At 41.2% G+C, this 18,479-nt stretch carries 17 protein-coding genes; 13 read left to right on the top strand and 4 right to left on the bottom strand.

The annotated features are described in order from the left end of the window. Positions 1-15 precede the first annotated feature (15 nt). The 3 genes from GJQ68_RS18345 to GJQ68_RS18335 all read left to right on the top strand — a co-directional run bounded on the left by GJQ68_RS18345 (position 16) and on the right by GJQ68_RS18335 (position 3,242). Complete coding sequence (locus GJQ68_RS18345; RefSeq protein ID WP_162418737.1) at positions 16-1,902, top strand: CocE/NonD family hydrolase; 1,887 nt, start codon at positions 16-18, stop codon at positions 1,900-1,902. Positions 1,903-1,994: 92 nt separating this feature from the next. Beyond that, positions 1,995-2,540, top strand: a complete 546-nt coding sequence (locus GJQ68_RS18340; RefSeq protein ID WP_162343816.1) for a ferritin — start codon at positions 1,995-1,997, stop codon at positions 2,538-2,540. Positions 2,541-2,705: 165 nt separating this feature from the next. Beyond that, on the top strand, positions 2,706-3,242 hold the full coding sequence (locus GJQ68_RS18335) for an META domain-containing protein (RefSeq protein ID WP_162418736.1): 537 nt from the start codon (positions 2,706-2,708) through the stop codon (positions 3,240-3,242). A gap of 58 nt (positions 3,243-3,300) precedes the next feature. On the opposite strand, the gene GJQ68_RS18330 is transcribed toward GJQ68_RS18335, so the two are convergent. Both GJQ68_RS18330 and GJQ68_RS18325 read right to left on the bottom strand, forming a co-directional pair. After that, positions 3,301-4,782 (bottom strand): nicotinate phosphoribosyltransferase, encoded by a 1,482-nt coding sequence (locus GJQ68_RS18330; protein WP_162418735.1) that lies wholly within the window; start codon positions 4,780-4,782, stop codon positions 3,301-3,303. 59 nt (positions 4,783-4,841) lie between these two features. Then, positions 4,842-5,666 carry a DMT family transporter gene (locus GJQ68_RS18325; RefSeq protein ID WP_162418810.1) on the bottom strand — a complete coding sequence of 275 codons (825 nt, stop codon included), beginning with the start codon at positions 5,664-5,666 and terminating at the stop codon, positions 4,842-4,844. Between the two features lie 288 nt (positions 5,667-5,954). Between GJQ68_RS18325 and GJQ68_RS18320 the strand changes: the two genes are divergently transcribed. Beyond that, positions 5,955-6,398, top strand: a complete 444-nt coding sequence (locus GJQ68_RS18320) for a peroxiredoxin (RefSeq protein WP_162418734.1) — start codon at positions 5,955-5,957, stop codon at positions 6,396-6,398. A gap of 41 nt (positions 6,399-6,439) precedes the next feature. On the opposite strand, the gene GJQ68_RS18315 is transcribed toward GJQ68_RS18320, so the two are convergent. Both GJQ68_RS18315 and GJQ68_RS18310 read right to left on the bottom strand, forming a co-directional pair. After that, positions 6,440-7,783: a Gfo/Idh/MocA family protein gene (locus tag GJQ68_RS18315; RefSeq protein WP_162418733.1), complete on the bottom strand. Its 1,344-nt coding sequence runs from the start codon at positions 7,781-7,783 to the stop codon at positions 6,440-6,442. 29 nt (positions 7,784-7,812) lie between these two features. After that, positions 7,813-8,574 carry a 3-keto-disaccharide hydrolase gene (locus GJQ68_RS18310; protein WP_162418732.1) on the bottom strand — a complete coding sequence of 254 codons (762 nt, stop codon included), beginning with the start codon at positions 8,572-8,574 and terminating at the stop codon, positions 7,813-7,815. Between the two features lie 211 nt (positions 8,575-8,785). On the opposite strand from GJQ68_RS18310, the gene GJQ68_RS18305 reads away from it, so the two are divergent. The 9 genes from GJQ68_RS18305 to GJQ68_RS23235 all read left to right on the top strand — a co-directional run bounded on the left by GJQ68_RS18305 (position 8,786) and on the right by GJQ68_RS23235 (position 18,195). Further along, on the top strand, positions 8,786-9,964 hold the full coding sequence (locus GJQ68_RS18305) for an aspartate aminotransferase family protein (RefSeq protein ID WP_162418731.1): 1,179 nt from the start codon (positions 8,786-8,788) through the stop codon (positions 9,962-9,964). 54 nt (positions 9,965-10,018) lie between these two features. Beyond that, on the top strand, positions 10,019-10,426 hold the full coding sequence (gene msrB, locus GJQ68_RS18300) for a peptide-methionine (R)-S-oxide reductase MsrB (protein WP_162418730.1): 408 nt from the start codon (positions 10,019-10,021) through the stop codon (positions 10,424-10,426). A gap of 110 nt (positions 10,427-10,536) precedes the next feature. Continuing rightward, positions 10,537-11,133 (top strand): hypothetical protein, encoded by a 597-nt coding sequence (locus GJQ68_RS18295; RefSeq protein WP_235941744.1) that lies wholly within the window; start codon positions 10,537-10,539, stop codon positions 11,131-11,133. Further along, positions 11,130-11,669 carry a 5' nucleotidase, NT5C type gene (locus tag GJQ68_RS18290; RefSeq protein WP_162418729.1) on the top strand — a complete coding sequence of 180 codons (540 nt, stop codon included), beginning with the start codon at positions 11,130-11,132 and terminating at the stop codon, positions 11,667-11,669. The genes GJQ68_RS18295 and GJQ68_RS18290 overlap by 4 nt, the downstream gene beginning before the upstream one ends. Before the next feature lie 118 nt (positions 11,670-11,787). Next, positions 11,788-12,879 carry an MBL fold metallo-hydrolase gene (locus tag GJQ68_RS18285; protein WP_162418728.1) on the top strand — a complete coding sequence of 364 codons (1,092 nt, stop codon included), beginning with the start codon at positions 11,788-11,790 and terminating at the stop codon, positions 12,877-12,879. Between the two features lie 439 nt (positions 12,880-13,318). Beyond that, positions 13,319-13,561, top strand: a complete 243-nt coding sequence (locus GJQ68_RS18280; protein ID WP_162418727.1) for a hypothetical protein — start codon at positions 13,319-13,321, stop codon at positions 13,559-13,561. After that, positions 13,558-13,854, top strand: coding sequence for a PIN domain-containing protein (locus GJQ68_RS18275; RefSeq protein WP_162418726.1), 297 nt, complete (start codon positions 13,558-13,560; stop codon positions 13,852-13,854). Before GJQ68_RS18280 ends, GJQ68_RS18275 begins: the two co-directional genes overlap by 4 nt. 651 nt (positions 13,855-14,505) lie before the next feature. Then, on the top strand, positions 14,506-17,166 hold the full coding sequence (locus tag GJQ68_RS18270) for a P-loop NTPase family protein (protein ID WP_162418725.1): 2,661 nt from the start codon (positions 14,506-14,508) through the stop codon (positions 17,164-17,166). Between the two features lie 162 nt (positions 17,167-17,328). Next, entirely contained in the window at positions 17,329-18,195 is an 867-nt protein-coding gene (locus GJQ68_RS23235; protein WP_202927969.1) for a hypothetical protein, read from the top strand. Positions 18,196-18,479 lie beyond the last annotated feature (284 nt).

Here is an 18,479-nt window from a genome sequence, read left to right as displayed (position 1 = left end):
ACCAAAGAAGTAAAGATGCAACCTAAAAAAATAATTCGCTACCTGCTGGGATTCTGGATCCTTTCAACGTTTTCATTAGTGCAAGCACAAAACGAAAATTACGTTAAGGAAAATTATGTCAAAACGGAATACGACATCCCCATGCGTGACGGTGTAACGCTTCACACCGTTGTCTACCATCCAAAAGATCAATCGGTGGATTATCCCATTCTGATGCAACGTACTCCCTACAATGCGGGACCTTACGGGGAAGGGAACATGCGAAATGCCCTCGGTCCCTCTCCTTTTTTGATGAAAGACGGGTATATTTTTGTTTATCAGGATGTCCGGGGAAGGTGGATGTCGGAGGGATTGTACGACAACATGCGGCCAACCGTCGGTATCCGAACTGGAGATCCTAACGAAATCGACGAGAGCACGGATACCTATGATACCATTGAGTGGCTTCTGGAAAATTTGGAAAATCACAATGGTAAAGTCGGTCAATGGGGCATCAGTTACCCGGGGTTTTATAGTGCCGCCGCCCTTCCCTACGCCCATCCTAATCTGCTAGCGGTTTCACCTCAGGCTCCCATCGGCGATTTCTATTTTGACGACTTCCATCACAATGGAGCCTACTTTCTGAGCTACTGGTTGGCTACCACTGTATTCGGGTACCAAAAAGACGGCCCGACAGACGAGGCCTGGTACGAAATGGTGAACCCCGGAACGAATGACGGCTACCAGTTTTTTATGGATATGGGACCACTGAAAAACGCCGATGCCTACTACGGGGAGGATAATTTTTTCTGGCAACAACTGAAATCCAACCCGAATTACAATGAGTTTTGGCAAGAGCGGAGTATCATTCCGCATTTAACCGATGTTTCTCCTGCCGTGATGGTAGTCGGAGGCTGGTTTGACGCAGAAGATCTCTACGGGCCCCTTACCATTTATAAAACCATCGAAAAAAACAACCCAGATACCTACAATACCTTGGTAATGGGACCCTGGTCCCATGGAGATTGGTCCAGAGAAAGAGGCGTTCAAACCGTTTCCAACATGTACTTTGGTGATTCCATTTCTACCTGGTACCAAAAAGAGGTAGAGTTTACATTTTTCAACCATTTCCTCAAAGGAGAAGGAAATGGGAATACCGGATTACCCGAAGCCTACCTATTTGATACCGGTAAGAACCAATGGGATAAATTTGAAAATTGGCCTCCAAAAGAAAGCGAATGGACGAGTTTTTACTTACAGGAAAACGGGGGCTTGTCTAGGGAGGAACCCAGTGGCAACCGGTTTTCCAAATTTGAATCCGATCCCGAAAACCCGGTTCCTTACAGCCAGGACATCAAACTCAATTTCACTCCCAGAAAATACATGGCCGATGACCAGCGATTTGCTGCCAGGCGCCCGGATGTACTAACATTTGAATCCTCTGTGCTGGAAGACGATCTAACAGTGGCCGGTGAAATCATGGCCCAATTAAAAGTGGCCACCTCTCAAACCGACGCCGACTGGATAGTGAAAGTGGTAGATGTTTTCCCCGGGGACTACCCCAACCACGAATACGTATTGGATGGTGTGGACATGGGTAATTACCACCTGATGGTGAGGTCAGAAGTGATACGAGGCCGATACAGAGAAAGTTTTGAATCGCCCCGGCCATTCATTCCGGATCAGATTACAGATGTGGATTTTCAATTGCAGGATATTTACCATACCTTTAAAAAAGGGCACAAGATCCAAATTCAGATCCAAAGCACCTGGTTTCCTTTAATCGACAGAAATCCACAAAAATACGTGGAGAACATTTTCGAAGCGGAGGAGGATGATTTTGTGAAAGCCATACATAAAGTATTTCATTCGGAGAATTACCCTAGTAAAATCAACCTGATGGTTTTGCCTAAATCCAACTAGCAGGTCTTAGATGGTCAATTCCATTCTCAAAGTGGCTTGTTTTAATGAAAAAATCGTTATTTTTAAGTTAAAGATGTAACTATATACACGCTATGAAAACAGTTGAAAGAGAAATTGTAACCTTAAAAAGGTCCTTACTTACCGATACAGAGCAAAAGCTCAACAAGCAGGTAGAAATGGAAGGAAAGTCTTCCGCCTACTACTTATCAATGGCCTCCTGGGCCGAAATGCAAGGCTTTACGAATTCCGCACGGTTTTTATACGACCATGCCGAAGAAGAGCGTGGGCACATGCTGAAATTATTCCGATACATCAATGAGGCTGGCGGGCATGCTGTTCAACCGGAAATTACGAACATTCGGCATAACTTCAACTCGCTTCGAGAGGTCTTCGAATTGATTCTGGAACATGAAATTGAGGTAACGAAATCCATCAATCTGATCGTAGACCACTGTTTTAATGTAAAGGACTTTGCCACTTTCAGCTTTATGCAGTGGTATGTGACGGAGCAAAGGGAGGAAGAAACCCTTGCGAGGAGGGCCTTGGAGATATTTGAAATTATCGGAGAAGAAGGCATAGGGCTATGGACCATAGACCAGGAACTAGGAAAGCTTCATGCCACTACCGACGGTCTTTAGGCTGATTTAGCAATGAAAAACCCTTTAGAATCTTATTTCTAAAGGGTTTTTACTTTTTGATAGGGTTTAATCTAATGCAAATTGAAAGTGGCTTAATATTTGCGCTTTTCATTTTAATCTTATCAATTAATTGTTATATTTCACTTGACATTGAACCCTATAACCATGATAAAAATATTCCCGATATGGATAGTATTGTTTTCAATGCTGGCAGGTTTAGGATTTGCGCAAATGCCGGATACCATAGAAATCGAACCGTTTCCCGAAAAGTCCCATAAAAACACCTCTCAAAAAGACCTGGAAGGCTTGTGGGAATTGAGTTACATCTACGACAAGTTCAAGCCCTTTGAAGAACTATTTCCGGATAAGAAGCCTACCCTTTATTTTGACACGGCTAATAAGACCGCTATTGGACATACTGGATGCAACATTTTCAGCATTCTTACCTACCTGGAAGGAAATGGAATCGATGTGCTCGGATTTATGGGAATGACCGAGAAATGGTGTGAAGGGGATGGGGAAGACATTTTCCTAACCGTACTCAAGTCGGCACATACGTTTGAAATTGATGAGGAGGGAGTCCTTTCATTTTCTTGTGGGAATCTGGAAATCATGAAAATGAAAAAACTGGATGAGGGTCAAAATCATCCTTTCACATTTCCCAAAATAGTGGCATTAGGTACCCCATTGCCCCGATGGTGAAATTTAGAAAAGAAAAAAAGTTAGGCTGCGCCCCTTTTTAACCATACACTTTTTTTGATCAAGTACCATTGTCCATGGATTTTAACTTCAATACCAGATTCGTTCTGAATTCATATAATCCGGCCTCTAAACCGACCGGATAAATATGAGGGTTAATAAGCCGCTTGTGGGTTTTATCAAAAGCTTCCAATCTATTTTGAGCCTTCTCACGAATTTGGTGAATGGTGGGTCTGGGGTACACTTTTTCTCCATTCTTGAATATGGGTTTCAGCAAAACTTCCGTGCTGGCGTTCTCCACCGAGATCTTTTTTCTTCGGGTAGGATCAATGGGGTCAATAATGGTTACGGAATTGCCATGTTCCATTCCTTCCAGGTAAATCATATCCGCCATGGCTTTTCCACGGGAAGTAAAACGCATTACGTTATGATACCCGGGAATGTTGATCTTAATCGACTGTTGGGATAACTTAATTTTTGGCACCCATTCTCCCTGAGGATTTTTAAGGGCAGAAAGTTTGTAAACCGCCCCAAGGGCTGGTTGATCATAGGCCGTAACGAGTTTGGTCCCTACGCCCCAAATATCTATAGAGGCCTCCTGCATTTTGAGGGAGGTGATGATATGCTCGTCCAGGTCATTACTGGCCACTATCTTAACCTCCGGAAATCCGGCTGCATCCAGCATTTCCCGTGCCTGATTGCTGAAATAGGCCAAATCACCAGAATCAATCCGGATCCCTTGCAGTTGTTTTCCATTTTCCCTTAATCTCCCGGCCAGGGTAATGGCATTTTTAACGCCCTGAATGACATCATAGGTGTCCACCAATAGTGTCGTATTATCTGGAAACGTCGCTGCATAAGCCTCAAAAGCCTCCATTTCGTTTTCAAAAGACATGATCCAGCTATGGGCATGCGTGCCTGAGACCGGAATATCAAAAAGCTTCGCAGCCATGACATTAGAGGTGGAGGTACAACCACCAATGTAAGAAGCCCGGCTGGCCGCTAACGCTCCATCTATCCCCTGAGCCCTTCTCAAACCAAATTCCATCACCGGATCGCCATTTGCGGCCAGCACAATCCGAGAAGCCTTGGTGGCAATCAGCGTCTGAAAATTTATGATATTCAATAAAGGTGTCTCCAGAAGCTGGCACTGAATCAGCGGGCCTTTTACCCGAACAAGCGGCATGTTTGGAAAGACCACTTCCCCCTCTTCCACGGCATCTATATCGCAGCTAAAGGTCATGTGTTTCAAGTAGCTGATAAATTCCGCTTCAAACACTTTTTCACCTTTTTTATCTACCATTTCCGCTAAAAATGCCAATTCCTTGTCGCCAAAGGTCATGTTTCGACAATAATCTATGATATAGTCCAACCCTGCGGCAACGGTGAATCCGCTCTGAAAAGGGTTTTTTCTAAAAAAAAGATTAAATATGGCTTCTTCTTCCGCTTTACCGGCCTTCCAGTAAGCATAGGCCATGGTAAATTGGTAATAATCGGTCAGTAAAGTCAGCGAGCTTTGGTAGAGATCTTTGGTGATTTTCATAAAAACGTAGGTATAAAACCCAAATTTACAGGATTCGACTTCTTATGCCATATTTTGACCTATTTATTTGAAGGAACCCCTCTTGAGTGAAGCAAGTTTAGTATGACCCCGGAAAGGACCAGCAGCATGCCTCCATACGTCCATAGATTATAGGTCTCTTCAAATAAAACATAGCCGAATCCCAAGGCATACAAGATTCCCACATAGTTCAGGCTGGCTACCTTCGCCAGGTTGGCATTTTGATAGGCCATGGTCATAAAATACTGTGCAAACTGAGTCAAAACGCCAATCAACAACAGCAAGCCCCAATCCCAGCCTTGAGGAGTTACCCAGAAATAATAGCTGATCAACCCGGCAAACGGGGTAGTAACCAATGGGAAATAAAAAACGATTACCAAGGGATGTTCGGTGTTTTTCAGCTTGCGGATCACATTATAGGCCAGGCCGGAAAACAGGGCTGAGGTAATCCCAATTCCTAAAAACACCGGATCAATTCGGGAATCAAAGCCCTCAATCATCAATACACCCGAAAAAGCCACGGCAAAATAGAGAAACTGTACCGGCAAGACTCTTTCTCTGACGATAAAAATCCCCAAAATGCTGGTAAACACAGGCCCCAGGTATTGGATCGTCACCGCGCTGGCAAGCGGAATGTTTTGCAAGGTATAAAAAAACGTAATCAGGCCAATAGAGCCCACCACTCCCCTTAGTATCAACAGTTTTTTGTTATTCCCCATCACGGGTACTCGCTGCTTTTTCAACAAAATATAGCTGAATATAAAACTAAAAACAGAGCGGAAAAGAATGATTTCAATTGCAGGGATGTGCGGCAAATATTTGACCGTCACATTCATAAGGGCGAAAAAAAATCCAGCCAGCAACATGTGCCGGACGCTATCATTGCTCAAACCAATCGATTTACTTCGTGAGAAAACTTTTAGGATAAGTGAAAATTACTGCTTTTGGTTCCTTTCAACCGAATATTTCAGGCTGTTTCTAAACTAATTTCCCCTCGTTTTGTTACTACCTAACATCCGCAAACCTGTCAGGTTTTTGTTGCTATTCAGCCAACAATAAACGTTGCGTAGATGAAACCTGACAGGTTTAACCCTTTATTTATAAGTTGAATATAGGATTAGGTAGCGGATTTGAAGTAATAAATCAAAAAAGAAATGGGATTAAAAATTGGTCAAAAAGCACCTGATTTCACTTTGCCATCGACGTCCGGCAAGTTATTTTCACTATCAAATGATCTAAAAGGCAAAGCCTGTGTGGTTTATTTTTATCCAAAGGATTTTACCGGTGGATGTACCGCTCAAGCGTGTGAATTCAGAGATCAGTTTGAGGATTTCCGGGGATTGGAACTACCCGTAATTGGAATTAGCCGGGACGATATGCCCACCCATCTCCGCTTCAAGAAAGAGCATGATCTACCGTTTGAATTGCTCTCCGATACGTCAGGCAAAGTATGCGAAAAATACGATGCCTTGGTTCCGCTTATTCGAATTCCAAAGCGAATCACCTACCTGCTGGATGCGGATCATCACATCAAGGATGTTTTTCAAAACATGCTGGATGCCAAAGCGCACATAAAACGCATGCTGGAAAATTACTAATAAAAAAGGGGCCAATTGGCCCCTTTTTTTATTTAGAACTATTAAACGCTGGGGAGTTTCCAGCCGTTATGATAGTCTGCCTTCATCATTTTATTGGCTTTTTTATTCGTAAACTGATCCTTGGCAGCATCCCAGTAGATCTTTTCACCTAGTTTATAGGCGACATTTCCCATATGGGCATTGATGGCTGCCACCGACCCGGTTTTTATGCCACAATTAAGCATGGTTGGGTCGTTTGCTTTGATGGATTCTACAAAGTTCTTGCAGTGGATGCGCTGGGCATTTCCTTCGGGTCGGACCAGCTCCATGGCTTCAATTTTCTCTTTTCGCTGGCCATTCACATTTTCTGTTTCCGCAATGACTTTCCAGCCACCCCTGTTGACCACCAGGGTTCCGTTATTCCCAATAAAGGCGATTCCTTCCGTGGTTCCATAATTTCCTCCGTCGATACCCGTAGCATGCTCCCACAGCATGTTAAACCCATCGTATTCGTAAACGGTTTGCAGGGTATCGGGTGTTTCCGAAGCATCATCCGGATAAGCCAATTTACCACCCGAAGCCATGATGGACTTGGGGGCAGAGACTCCCATGGCGAACAGGGCAATGTCAATCTCGTGTACTCCCCAGTCAGTCATAAGCCCTCCGGCATAATCCCAAAACCAGCGGAAATTAAAGTGAAACCGATTCGGATTAAAAGGCCTGTCAGGAGCAGGGCCAAGCCACATTTGATAATCGACTCCCGCCGGAGGCTGTGCGTTAGGCACTACAGGCACGGGCTTCATCCAGCCCTGGTAGGCCCAGGTTTTCACCAGACGAATATTTCCCAGTTTTCCGGATTTAACCATATCGATGGCCTGGGCGTATTGGGATCCGCTACGTTGCCACTGTCCTACTTGCACCAGCTTCCCGTAACGATCCGCCGCTTTTACCATCAGCTTACACTCTTCTATACTGTTAGCCAATGGCTTTTCGGTATAGGCGTGTTTACCGGCAGATAAGCTGTCTATCAGGTTCAGGCAATGCCAATGATCGGGCGTTCCGATGATGACGGCATCGATATCCGGGTCTTCCAATAGCTGCCGGTAATCCTTGTATTGTTTGGGTCTCTTTCCCCTCAGTTTATAGACATCTTCGGTGCGTTGATCGAGTACATTCTGATCCACATCTGCCAATGCTACGCAATTGACTTCTGGTAAAAGCAAATGGCTGTTCATATTGGACCAACCCATGCCCTTACATCCAATAAGGCCGAAGTTGATCTGATCATTGGCGCCGACTTTTCTAAACGGTGCATTCAATCCTCCTGCGGATAACGCAGCGGGAAAAGCCGCCATTCCGGCCGAAGCCAGTAAAGACCGGTGTAAAAATTTTCTTCTTGAATTCATGATTTAATGGGGTTATTCCAGCGAGTACTTCAGTCCAGTTTTCTCACCCAGATATTTCTAAAGCTAACAGGATTACTATGATCCTGAATATGGAAGGGTAATTTTTCGGCATGGGCTACATAATGAGGAATCCCGATGTATTCGGTAGGACCTTTCAGCTCTACATTATTTTGTACCAAAATGCCATTATGAAAAACGGTTATCCGTGCCGGTGAAATCAACATTCCATCTTCATTGAACCTGGGAGCCGTGAATACGGCGTCGTAGGTATTCCACTCCCCGGGAGCACGCATGGCGTTAACGAGGGGGGGATGTTGCTTGTAAATGCTGGCAGCCTGACCGTTCGAATAGGTTTCGTTATCGTAGGAATCTAAAATTTGCAGCTCGTATTTTCCCATAAAGAAAAATCCGGAATTACCTCTTCCCTGTCCGTTTCCTACCACTTCGCTAGGTGCACGCCATTCGATATGTACCTGAACATCTCCAAACGCTTCTTTGGTCTTTATACCGCCGGTTCTGGGAGCTACTGTCAGAATCCCATCTTCCACGTTCCATTTGGGAAAACTTCCATCTCTTTCACTTACCCAGGCATTCAAGTCGTTTCCTCCGAAGAGTACGATCGCATCTGCAGGCGGAAGGTGGTTTTCGCTACCCGGGCTGACAGGCTTTACTTTTGGTTCGTAGAATTCAGTTGCTTCCGGTGGTAATTTGGTTTCATTTTGCTGGGCAAAAAGGGAAAATGAACTGACTGATCCCAGCAGTAACAACAAGCTAAGGCATTTAAATTTCATAGGTTTTTTTTAGTTTATGGTTTATTGAAGGATCAAATTAAGGGATTTGAATGAAATAATCCTTCATCCCGGGGAAATTATTTAAAGTTTGCGGCCAATTCAGTGTGAACCGACGGGGATTCGTTTCGGTTTTATTTAACGCTGTCCTATGTGTACTTTTGCAGCATTCGTAAACCCGACCCGATACGACCAATAAACTGCATCGCAATCCATGAATAATCGTCAACTATTTCTTGCTCATTTAGCCCAGACAACCGATTTCCCGCTTATGATCGAAATAGAGAAAGCCGAGGGGGTTTTTCTCTACGGCCCGGACGGAAAGCAGTACCTGGATCTGATTTCCGGTATCGGGGTAAGTAACGTGGGCCACCGGCACCCAAAGGTCCTCGCAGCCATACAGGCACAACTGGACAAGTACCTTCACCTGATGGTGTACGGCGAATACGTGCAACAACCCCAGGCCCTATTGGCGCAGGCACTGACACAGACCTTACCCAACCCCCTAGACAACGTTTACCTGGTAAACAGTGGCAGTGAGGCGGTGGAAGGAGGCTTGAAACTGGCTAAAAGGTACACCAATCGCCGGGAAATACTGTCCTGTGAAAATGCCTACCATGGCTCCTCCCATGGGGCACTTTCCGTCGGCGGAAATGAGCTATTTAAGCGAGCCTATCGTCCGCTTGTTCCCGGAATACGCCAAATTGCTTACGGAAATCAGGATCACCTGGAAGCGATTACGACCGATACAGCAGCCATAATCCTGGAAACCGTACAGGGAGAGGCAGGCGTACGGGTGGCTGACAGGGCTTATTTTCAGGCCTTGAGAAAAAAGTGCAACGAAACAGGAACCCTTCTCATATTGGACGAGATACAGGCCGGATTCGGAAGAACCGGTACATTCTGGGCTTTTGAGGATGTTGGAATCCAACCGGATATCCTGGTCTGCGCCAAGGGTATGGGCGGCGGCATGCCCATCGGTGCTTTTATTTCGTCCAGAGAGATCATGTCAGTATTAAAGAATAATCCTCTTTTGGGGCATATCACCACCTTTGGGGGACATCCGGTAAGTGCTGCCGCTTCCCTGGCCACCATTCAGGTTATTCAGGACGAGGCATTGGTCGCGGCTGTGGCCGATAAAGCCAACTTGTTCAAAAAGCTTCTGGTGCATCCAAAAATAACCGGTATTCGAAACAAAGGACTAATGATGGCCCTGAGTTTCGAGTCTTTTGAAGTCCTGAAACCGATCATTGACCGGTGCATAGATAATGGCGTGATCACCGATTGGTTTTTGTTTTGTGACAATGCCATGCGCATTGCCCCTCCCCTGACAATTAGTCGCTCGGAAATTGAATTTGCCTGTTCCCAGATTATTCGATCCATCGATTCGTAGCGAAACCATTCCGGCTAAATAGGAGTTATGGTATAGAAATAAAGAAAGGATCGTATGGAAAATGACGCCGCAAAAAAGCTGAGTGAAGAAGATTGGAAAAGCAAGTTGGATCCGGATGCCTACCGGGTGTTAAGGGAAAAAGGAACAGAAAGGGCTTTTTCCGGAGAATATTATCTCAATAAGGCCACAGGTATTTACGAATGTCGTGGCTGCGGGAATGAAATATTCCACAGCCGTGATAAATACGACAGTGGATGCGGCTGGCCCAGTTTTACCCATCCGGTTTCAAAAGATGCCATTACCGTTACCATGGATTATTCGCACGGCATGGTGCGGGAGGAGATTTGTTGTGCCGTCTGTGGCGGCCATTTAGGACATCGCTTTCCAGATGGCCCGTCAGACAAGGGAGGTACCCGGTATTGTATAAATTCAATCTCCATGGATTTCAAAGAAAAAACATAAAAAGCCGATCTCTTTGAAAAAAATAAGCTGAATTCGTGTATTATTTTTTAGTTTTGCATGAATATTGTTGAGGGAAGCAATACGAATCAGCATTATAAAACAGCCCTATTATGAAATTTACCTATTTTTTATTTACGCTTTTTGTAGCCTTTCAGGCAGCAACCTTCGCTCAAAGTGAAAGCCCGGAAACGGAAACCGGAGAAATCGGCACCATTCAGGAACAATTTGAAAACCTGAAACGGATTTCTTCCAATTATCAGGAATATAAGGTAATCAAAAGAGCGGAATTGGACCAACTTCAGGCAACCATCCTTGATTCTACGCAGCGGTATCAGGATGAAATTCAGGAGTTAAAAAGGAGCCTTTCGGAAAACAATAACCAGATTACCCAATTAAACAGTGAATTGTCCGAAACCAGGGAGGAGCTGGCCCGTGCCATTGACGAAAGAGACAGCTTCAGTATTTTTGGGTTCCTTTTGCACAAGCAATTTTACAACAATCTGGTATGGGGAATCATCGTACTTCTACTCCTTGTTCTGATTATTTCGTTTATTCAATTCAAACGCGGTCATAAAATTACGTCCGAAACGCAACAGACCCTGGAAGATCTTCGGGAGGAATTTGATCAACACCGCCGCAATACCCTGGAAAGGGAACGAAAACTCAACAGGCAATTGGTAGATGCCTTAAATAACAAAGACTCATGAAGAGCATTGCCGTGGATATGGATGGTGTGCTTGCTGATGTTTACCGCCAATTTTTAGAAATGCATTTTCAGGATACAGGAGAAAAAATAAGTCCGGAGGCCATCCGGGGCCTAAAAGAAGCAGAGGCCTTTCCACTACTTAAAAAGCACGTGCATTCACCGGGCTTTTTTGAAAATGCTCCCTTAATTCCAGGGGCGCAGGATTCCTTGAAAAAAATAAGTGCTCATTATAAGCTATTTATTGTCTCAGCAGCCACCGAATTCCCGCTAAGTTTGTATGAAAAACACCGATGGCTGAACAAGCATTTCCCCTTTATTCATTGGCGGCAAATGGTGTTTTGTGGCTCAAAAGAAATTATCAAAACGGATATAATGATCGACGATCATTTTAAAAACCTGGATCATTTCAGCGGAGAAACCTATCTTTTCAGCCAACCCCATAATGAGACCACTTCTCCGGGAAAACATGTTCGGGTAAGCTCCTGGAAAGAGCTGGAGAAGCTATTACTTCCCGATCCTGATAAATTGGAGCAGTAACCATGTCATGGTTAGCCAGGATTAAAACCTATTTACCAGCGAGGTGGTTTTACATTTGCCAGACGCAGCAAAGCGCATTCCTTACTAGTTGAAGCCGTCTTGAATACCCAATAAGCAAATGGATTATAAAACAAAGACCGAAGTGAAAATAGGACTCTTTATCCTGGCAAGCACGGTTTATTTTCTAACTATTGGGTGCAGTTCTTCAAAGGAATCCAATAAAACCACTTACATGCAAAACCCCGAATTGAAGACCGTACACCCCTCGCCGGATTGGAAAGGAAATCCGGTCAACGGAAAAGGTCAATTTACCAACCTATACCATGAATTTGAGTCTAGTTTTGGGGACTTGTGGAAATGGCAAACCTCCAAAAACCCGCAAAAGGAGGAAAAGGAAGCAGAGACACGCACCCTGAACGTCAAAGAAGAAGCTACCCTACCAGAAGGAGATGGTGATTTTCTAATCTGGCTGGGGCATGCCAGCTACCTGATACGAATTAACGGGAAGGTGATTTTAACCGATCCGGTATTATTCGATAACATTTTTCTGAAAAGAGAAAGCAAACTACCATTTTCACCCGAATCCCTCCCGCCGATCGATTACTTACTCCTTTCTCACAATCACCGGGATCATTGTGACAAAAAAACCATTCGATTTTTATCGGATAATCATCCCCATATGAAAATTCTCACCGGCTTAAAGCTAGGAGAAGTCATTGGGGGATGGACAAACGGCCAGGAAATTCAGGAAGCCGGCTGGTACCAGGAATTTAAGACCGAAGGACTTAGCATCACCTACCTGCCAGCCCGTCACTGGTCCAGAAGGTGGCTTTGGGATCTGAATGAAAATTTATGGGGAGGCTTTTATTTGACCGGTCCGGACAAGACCGTCTACTTTATGGGAGACAGCGGATACGGAGCCCATTTCGGAGATATTTCAGACATCATGGGCAAGCCTCAATACTGCCTGATGGGTGTAGGTGCCTACAAACCGGAATGGTTTATGGCGCAAGCCCATATCAGCCCAACCGATGCGATCAAGGCTTTTAATACGCTGGGAGGCAGCTATTTTATTCCCATGCATTTCGGGACGTTTGACTTATCGGACGAACCCAGAATGGAGCCCTGGGACCTGTTAACCGCAAATCAAAACAGCATCAATGGGAAATTAGTCAATCCCGTAGTAGGAATCGATTTATTTCAGGACTGAATCTAATGCCAGCAGATAGCTAACCTCTTAGTCAGGTTTATGCGTAAAGAAGCGGAGTCTTAAAACCCTATTTTCTTTATTTTTTTCTATCTATCCTCTTAACTGCCAGGGATGCATTAAACAGCATCAAAACAATACCTGTTGGCGCTTTCACCTTCCGAGCGGCAGATCCTACCCAAAATGGGAGATGGCACGCTTCCTTTTGTGGAGAAGGTGATGGAATAGGCACAGGAGGACGAACAGTTTCTACCCCCTTTGTTGATTTTCAGGAAATAGAGTTATAGTAACTACGTTGCTGAGATGATGTGAGTACTGCAGGTGGATTTACTACTGATTTGAGTGCCATGGGCGATTTAATTAAATTAAGAAAATCAGGGATTTAATTATTCAAATTTTTTGACCACCCATCCACTAATTTCGTAAATTGAATAAAAAAAGCATGGCAAACCTGACAGTAAACAACAAGACATTGGAAAAGTATTTCGGTCTATTGAAAGGTTTGGATAATCTTTCCAAGAAAAAACTAATCATTAAATTGACCGAGTCTCTTGATGTGAATGAAGAGAAGGTGGATTTACGAACGCTTTTTGGAGCATGGGAAGATGCTAAAAGTTCCGATGAAATCATTAAAGAAATCAGAGAATCCAGAATTGAAAAAGCAGAAAATACTGGTTTCGAATGAAGTACCTTTTAGACACCAACGTCTGCATCCATTTTTTAAGAGGGAAGTATGGGTTAATAGAAACCTTTCAGGAGATAGGAACGGAAAACGTTGCTATTTCTGAAATTTCGCTTGCTGAACTAGTATTTGGAGCAGAAAACAGCACGAATTCCAAAAAGAATCTTGAATTAATAGAAGTATTTACCAATCAAGTCGGCGTAGGAGAAGTTGCCTCGCCAACCGGATGGTTTACATTCCAATCACCTCCTTCCCTCTTTTTCAAAAATTCGGGAATTTCCTCCCAGCCTTCTTAAGGAGCTTTTAGCGTGTCGGGAACAGGATAATCAAGAAAGGCTTAGGCTTGTTACTATTTTTTACAGCAATTTCACCAAAGATGAATTCCCGTTCTGTACCGGGTAATTTTCTTGAACCTGAATCCACTGACAGAATCCCATGACAGGAGCAAATTACCGAAAATGGAGGATCCATTCGTTACTTTTTCTCTAAAACTCCGGATTCTCCGGCCAAACTTCCCAAGAGATTTTTAAACCCCAATCAAGCGCATATCCTAAACCAACCGTTGGTGAAATGGTATTTTTCCGGTATATTGGATTTGTGTTTTTAGGGAAAGGCGTTTTTTCAAAGGAATGAAAGTCGGATTCCGGAAGAGAATACGTTAGGGGCTGGTAATTGCCTGCTTTTATACTGTGGTGTACAAAGGGGAACAGCACTATCCAAACCTACAGTAGGTATTAGTAAGCAAAAGGGATCGAAAGAAGTTGGCGCCATGTACGGTATCCCGGAAGTAATTTATACCTGATAGGCTAGTTTAAAATAAGGACGATAAACTGGTTTTTATGCAACCCTATTTTGAAAATAAGGCAGATAAAATAGTAACAATAAACAAGTTGTGCGTAACCAGAGAAACTACTCCATAACCAAATAGAATACTAGATCGAAGAAACATGAGTGAAGAAATAAAAGACTTAAGAAGTAGTCAATTACTCGAAGGAATAAAGAAATTAAAAAAAGAGTTTCAACATGATTTGGCTGAAAAGGTTTTAGAATTATCAACAAATTTTAAAAGTATAGAATATTTTAACCAACTTGAAAGAATAGAAAGAACTACAGACCAATATCGAAAAAGAACAAACAATCTTTTTTACATAGGTTTTCTCGGTCACTTTTCATCTGGAAAAAGTAGTACAATTAATTCAATATTGAAGCTCCATGGAACTATAGATGAAAAGTTATCCGATCATAATCCTACAGATGATCAAATAACTTTAATTACAAGTATTAACAACAATAATGATGTAATTAAATTAACTCGAAGCGGAAAGGTACCCGTCGTTATATCACAAATCGAGGGTAATGGAGCATTAAAAGACAAAGTAATTATGGACACTCCTGGATCTGGAGATCCTTCAACATATGAAGAAATTGTAAGGGACTCTTTACCTCTTTGTGATTTAATTATTTATTGTATGGCTGCGACTCATCCATTTACAAATTCGGACATACCGTTATTACAAGAAAAAGAAAAACATCTTTCAAATATTCCAACAGTATTTTTAATAACAAGAGGCAATGAATTTAAAGCAGATGATTTGAAGGAGTTGGATAAATCTAATTTCAATAAACCAAAATATGAAAAATTTGCAGCGCAACTTGCTGCAAGAATAAATCAAGTTATAGAAACAATTAGCTTGGATTACGAAGATTTTATTTTAATTGACAATAAAGAACAATTTAATATTAATTTATTGGAGACAGAAATCGACAAATATTGTAATCCTAAAAACTATGACAATATATTAAGATTACACGATCATAAAATTGATTTCTTTACGAAAACTTCAAAGGAGATCAAAATGTATTTTATGCAGTTAATAAAAACCAAGCTGGATACTATTGAGAAATATTTCAAACAGGCAAAAGTCAAGCTTGAAGAATATGAACAAAAAACAATAATAGGAACTGATAAAATGGTTAACTCATGGAGAACCATAGATGATAAAATAAAACAAGTATTTGATGGTTCAATAAATCAAAATAATATAGTCCATAAAAGTATTAGTACACCCTTTGAATTTGTAGATCTCAGTCCGATAAAAGATTTCCGGAAAACACAATTGGACTTAAGATCCTCCACTAATAAACAAAAGGTAAATGAATACCAACTTCAAATTAAATCAGAACTAATAGATTTAAAAGAAACTATTCAAACAAGCATTTATAAGCTAATTGATAACAATGAATCGATAAGTGCAGAAGCGATACATAAACTTATTGATTCTCAAATGGAGAAATTTATTTTTAATAATAATATTGAAAATGATATAGTTGAAGTATATTCAAAAAATATCCAAAATACTTTTGAATACTTAGATTTCTTTCCCTATTCTGAATTAAAAAGACAAATAGATTCACTCAAAAGTAGAACCAAGAATCATAACCCTATTGATTCAACTTCTAAGCTTATTATTGAAGGAAAGCAGGCTTTGAGCGAGATATTTGAAACCTATAAAAATGCAGTTAAAATATATACAGTCGCAGCATTTTCAGTTGAAGCAAAAAGTTACATTAAAAATTTGGGATTAAGTGACCAACTTGATTTAATCGATATTGAAGAACCCAATATCGAATCATATTTAAAAGATGCAGAATATGAGATTTTTTTGGAATATAATGATGCAAGTAAAGATTTTGAACAAGTATGCTCACAGGTCTTCGAGAAACTAAATATGATAACTTATGATAACCCTATCATTGATATTAGTATAGACTCAGTCCATATTAAAAATGATGAGAAAAAAATATTAGATTCTTACAGTTTAAAGTTTGAAGCATTAAGTCAAGAGATTAAACATAAAGTAAAAAACTATTATTCGGAAAAGATTCAATCCATAAACTCAAATTTAGCAATACTTGAAATTGAAAAAGAGAATGTTTTAAAAGAGTTAAAACGACAACGAATGTTTTATTATTTAAAAAAGTTTGTGCCTTTTGGTTTGATTTTAATTATTACAGTATTGTTGTTTTATTTTTTGCCTAAATACAACTTAACCAACAATTTAACAGTAGGTCTTCAATGGTTACTTGGCTTGTTAATTAACGTGTCTAGTTTTTTGATTAGTGCATTTATTAGCATAAAGAGAGATAAGCATGATCTAAAACAAGAAGAGGCAAAAAATAAGTTAAATAGTAGTAAAAAGGATATTGTAATTAAACAACTTAAGAATGATTTTGAAGAATTCAAAGTCAAACTATCAAGTGACCATAAAGATGAAATTTTTCAATATTTACAGTCTCAATCAAATGAGATCTTGACAATGATTTTATCCGAAAAATTCAACGTTAATAATTATTCTTTACATAAGACTTTAGTAAACAAGGAGAAAGAATTTAAACAGTATTTATTACAATATAGCGAAGCTCTAAATAAATACAAGTCTATATGTTCTAAGGTATTAAATAATATAACTTTTAATAAGAATATATTATTAAAACAATCTAAGCTTTTAAAAGAAAACTCTATAAATCCATCCTTTACTTTATTGGAACAAACGAGGAATAATATCGCTGAGGTCAAAATGAAAATTGAAGAAATTGAAGTTGCTTAATAGATGGCTACGCACAACACGCGGTCATAAGTAATGCGGGGTGATGTGGTAATTTGAACATGAGTACAATTAGTAAACATTGCAACGGTTTGGTAGGTAAGTGCTTCGAAATCCCGCACTACTCATACCGCCACCGTTGTGGCACATTAAAAACAAAATCCAATGAAAAAAAACAATAACATTGATAGAAGAACTTCATTAAAGATTGGTTCATTGGCAGCATTAGGTTTAGCTATCCCCAATTTTTCATTAGCAAGTCAAAGTACAAATAGGGTTTTGAAACTGACAGAAAACGATACTGTACCTGAACAATTCCCAAATATTACGCCTGAAATTATAGAAGAGGTTGTAGGCAAATCTCACTTTGATTTAGACCGTGTAAAAGAACTTGTAGAAAAACGACCCGAACTTTCTAGGTCTGTTTGGGAATGGCGATTTGGTGATTTTGAATCGGCTATTGGTGCTGCATCGCACGTAGGGCGAAGAGATATAGCGTTATACCTTATGAGCAAAGGTGCACGACCAACAGTTTTTACTTTTGCAATGTTAGGACACTTTCAAGTCATTAAGTCTATTGCAGAAGCGTCAAAAGGAATACAAGAAGTTACAGGACCACACGGAATTAGCCTGTTGGACCACGCTTATGCGGGGAGACGTATGAAAGACAAAATGACCAAATCCGAAATTGAAAACTTGGAAAAAACCATTGATTATTTAACCTCATTAGGAAACGCAGACGGTGAAAAATATATCGAAGTAAGTCCAGAAGAACAAAAGAAATACCTTGGTGATTACAAATATGGGTATGGAGAAAAAGAAGGTTTTACTATTGATGTAAATATGAGGAAATTGCTTTCGCTAGGCCCAATTGGCGGATTTGGCGGAGCATTATATAAAATAGGAGATAACAGATTTACTTATAATGGAGCACCTTCTGTCATCATAACTTTTGATATTCAGGATGGCAAAGTTAAAGGGCTTAAACTATCAGACCCTGACGTAACAATTACGGCAGAGAAAGTTTCATAATCAACAACGTGCCACAATCGAGCCCGACCTGAGCCAAATAGCTCAGGTTGAGGCTCTCACACCACCAAGGTGCGACAAGAAGTCGCATAGATAACTGTTTAACGTCCCATAACAATTAAATCTGGTGTTCCATCACAAAGAGCAATTTTAAATGTGTTTACTAAATTCAATTTTTTTTAGAGCTGCCCGATGTAGCACCTACTCATTTTAGCTGATCGCTCCCATAAATGTATCCATCCGAGGAACCCATTAGAATTAGGTAGGAATTATAGCAGGTAATGTTT

The organism is Cyclobacterium roseum, from assembly GCF_010119225.1.
Lineage (GTDB): Bacteria > Bacteroidota > Bacteroidia > Cytophagales > Cyclobacteriaceae > Cyclobacterium > Cyclobacterium roseum.
Note: the sequence above shows the minus strand (reverse complement) of the source record. Positions and strands in the feature narration are given on the sequence as shown.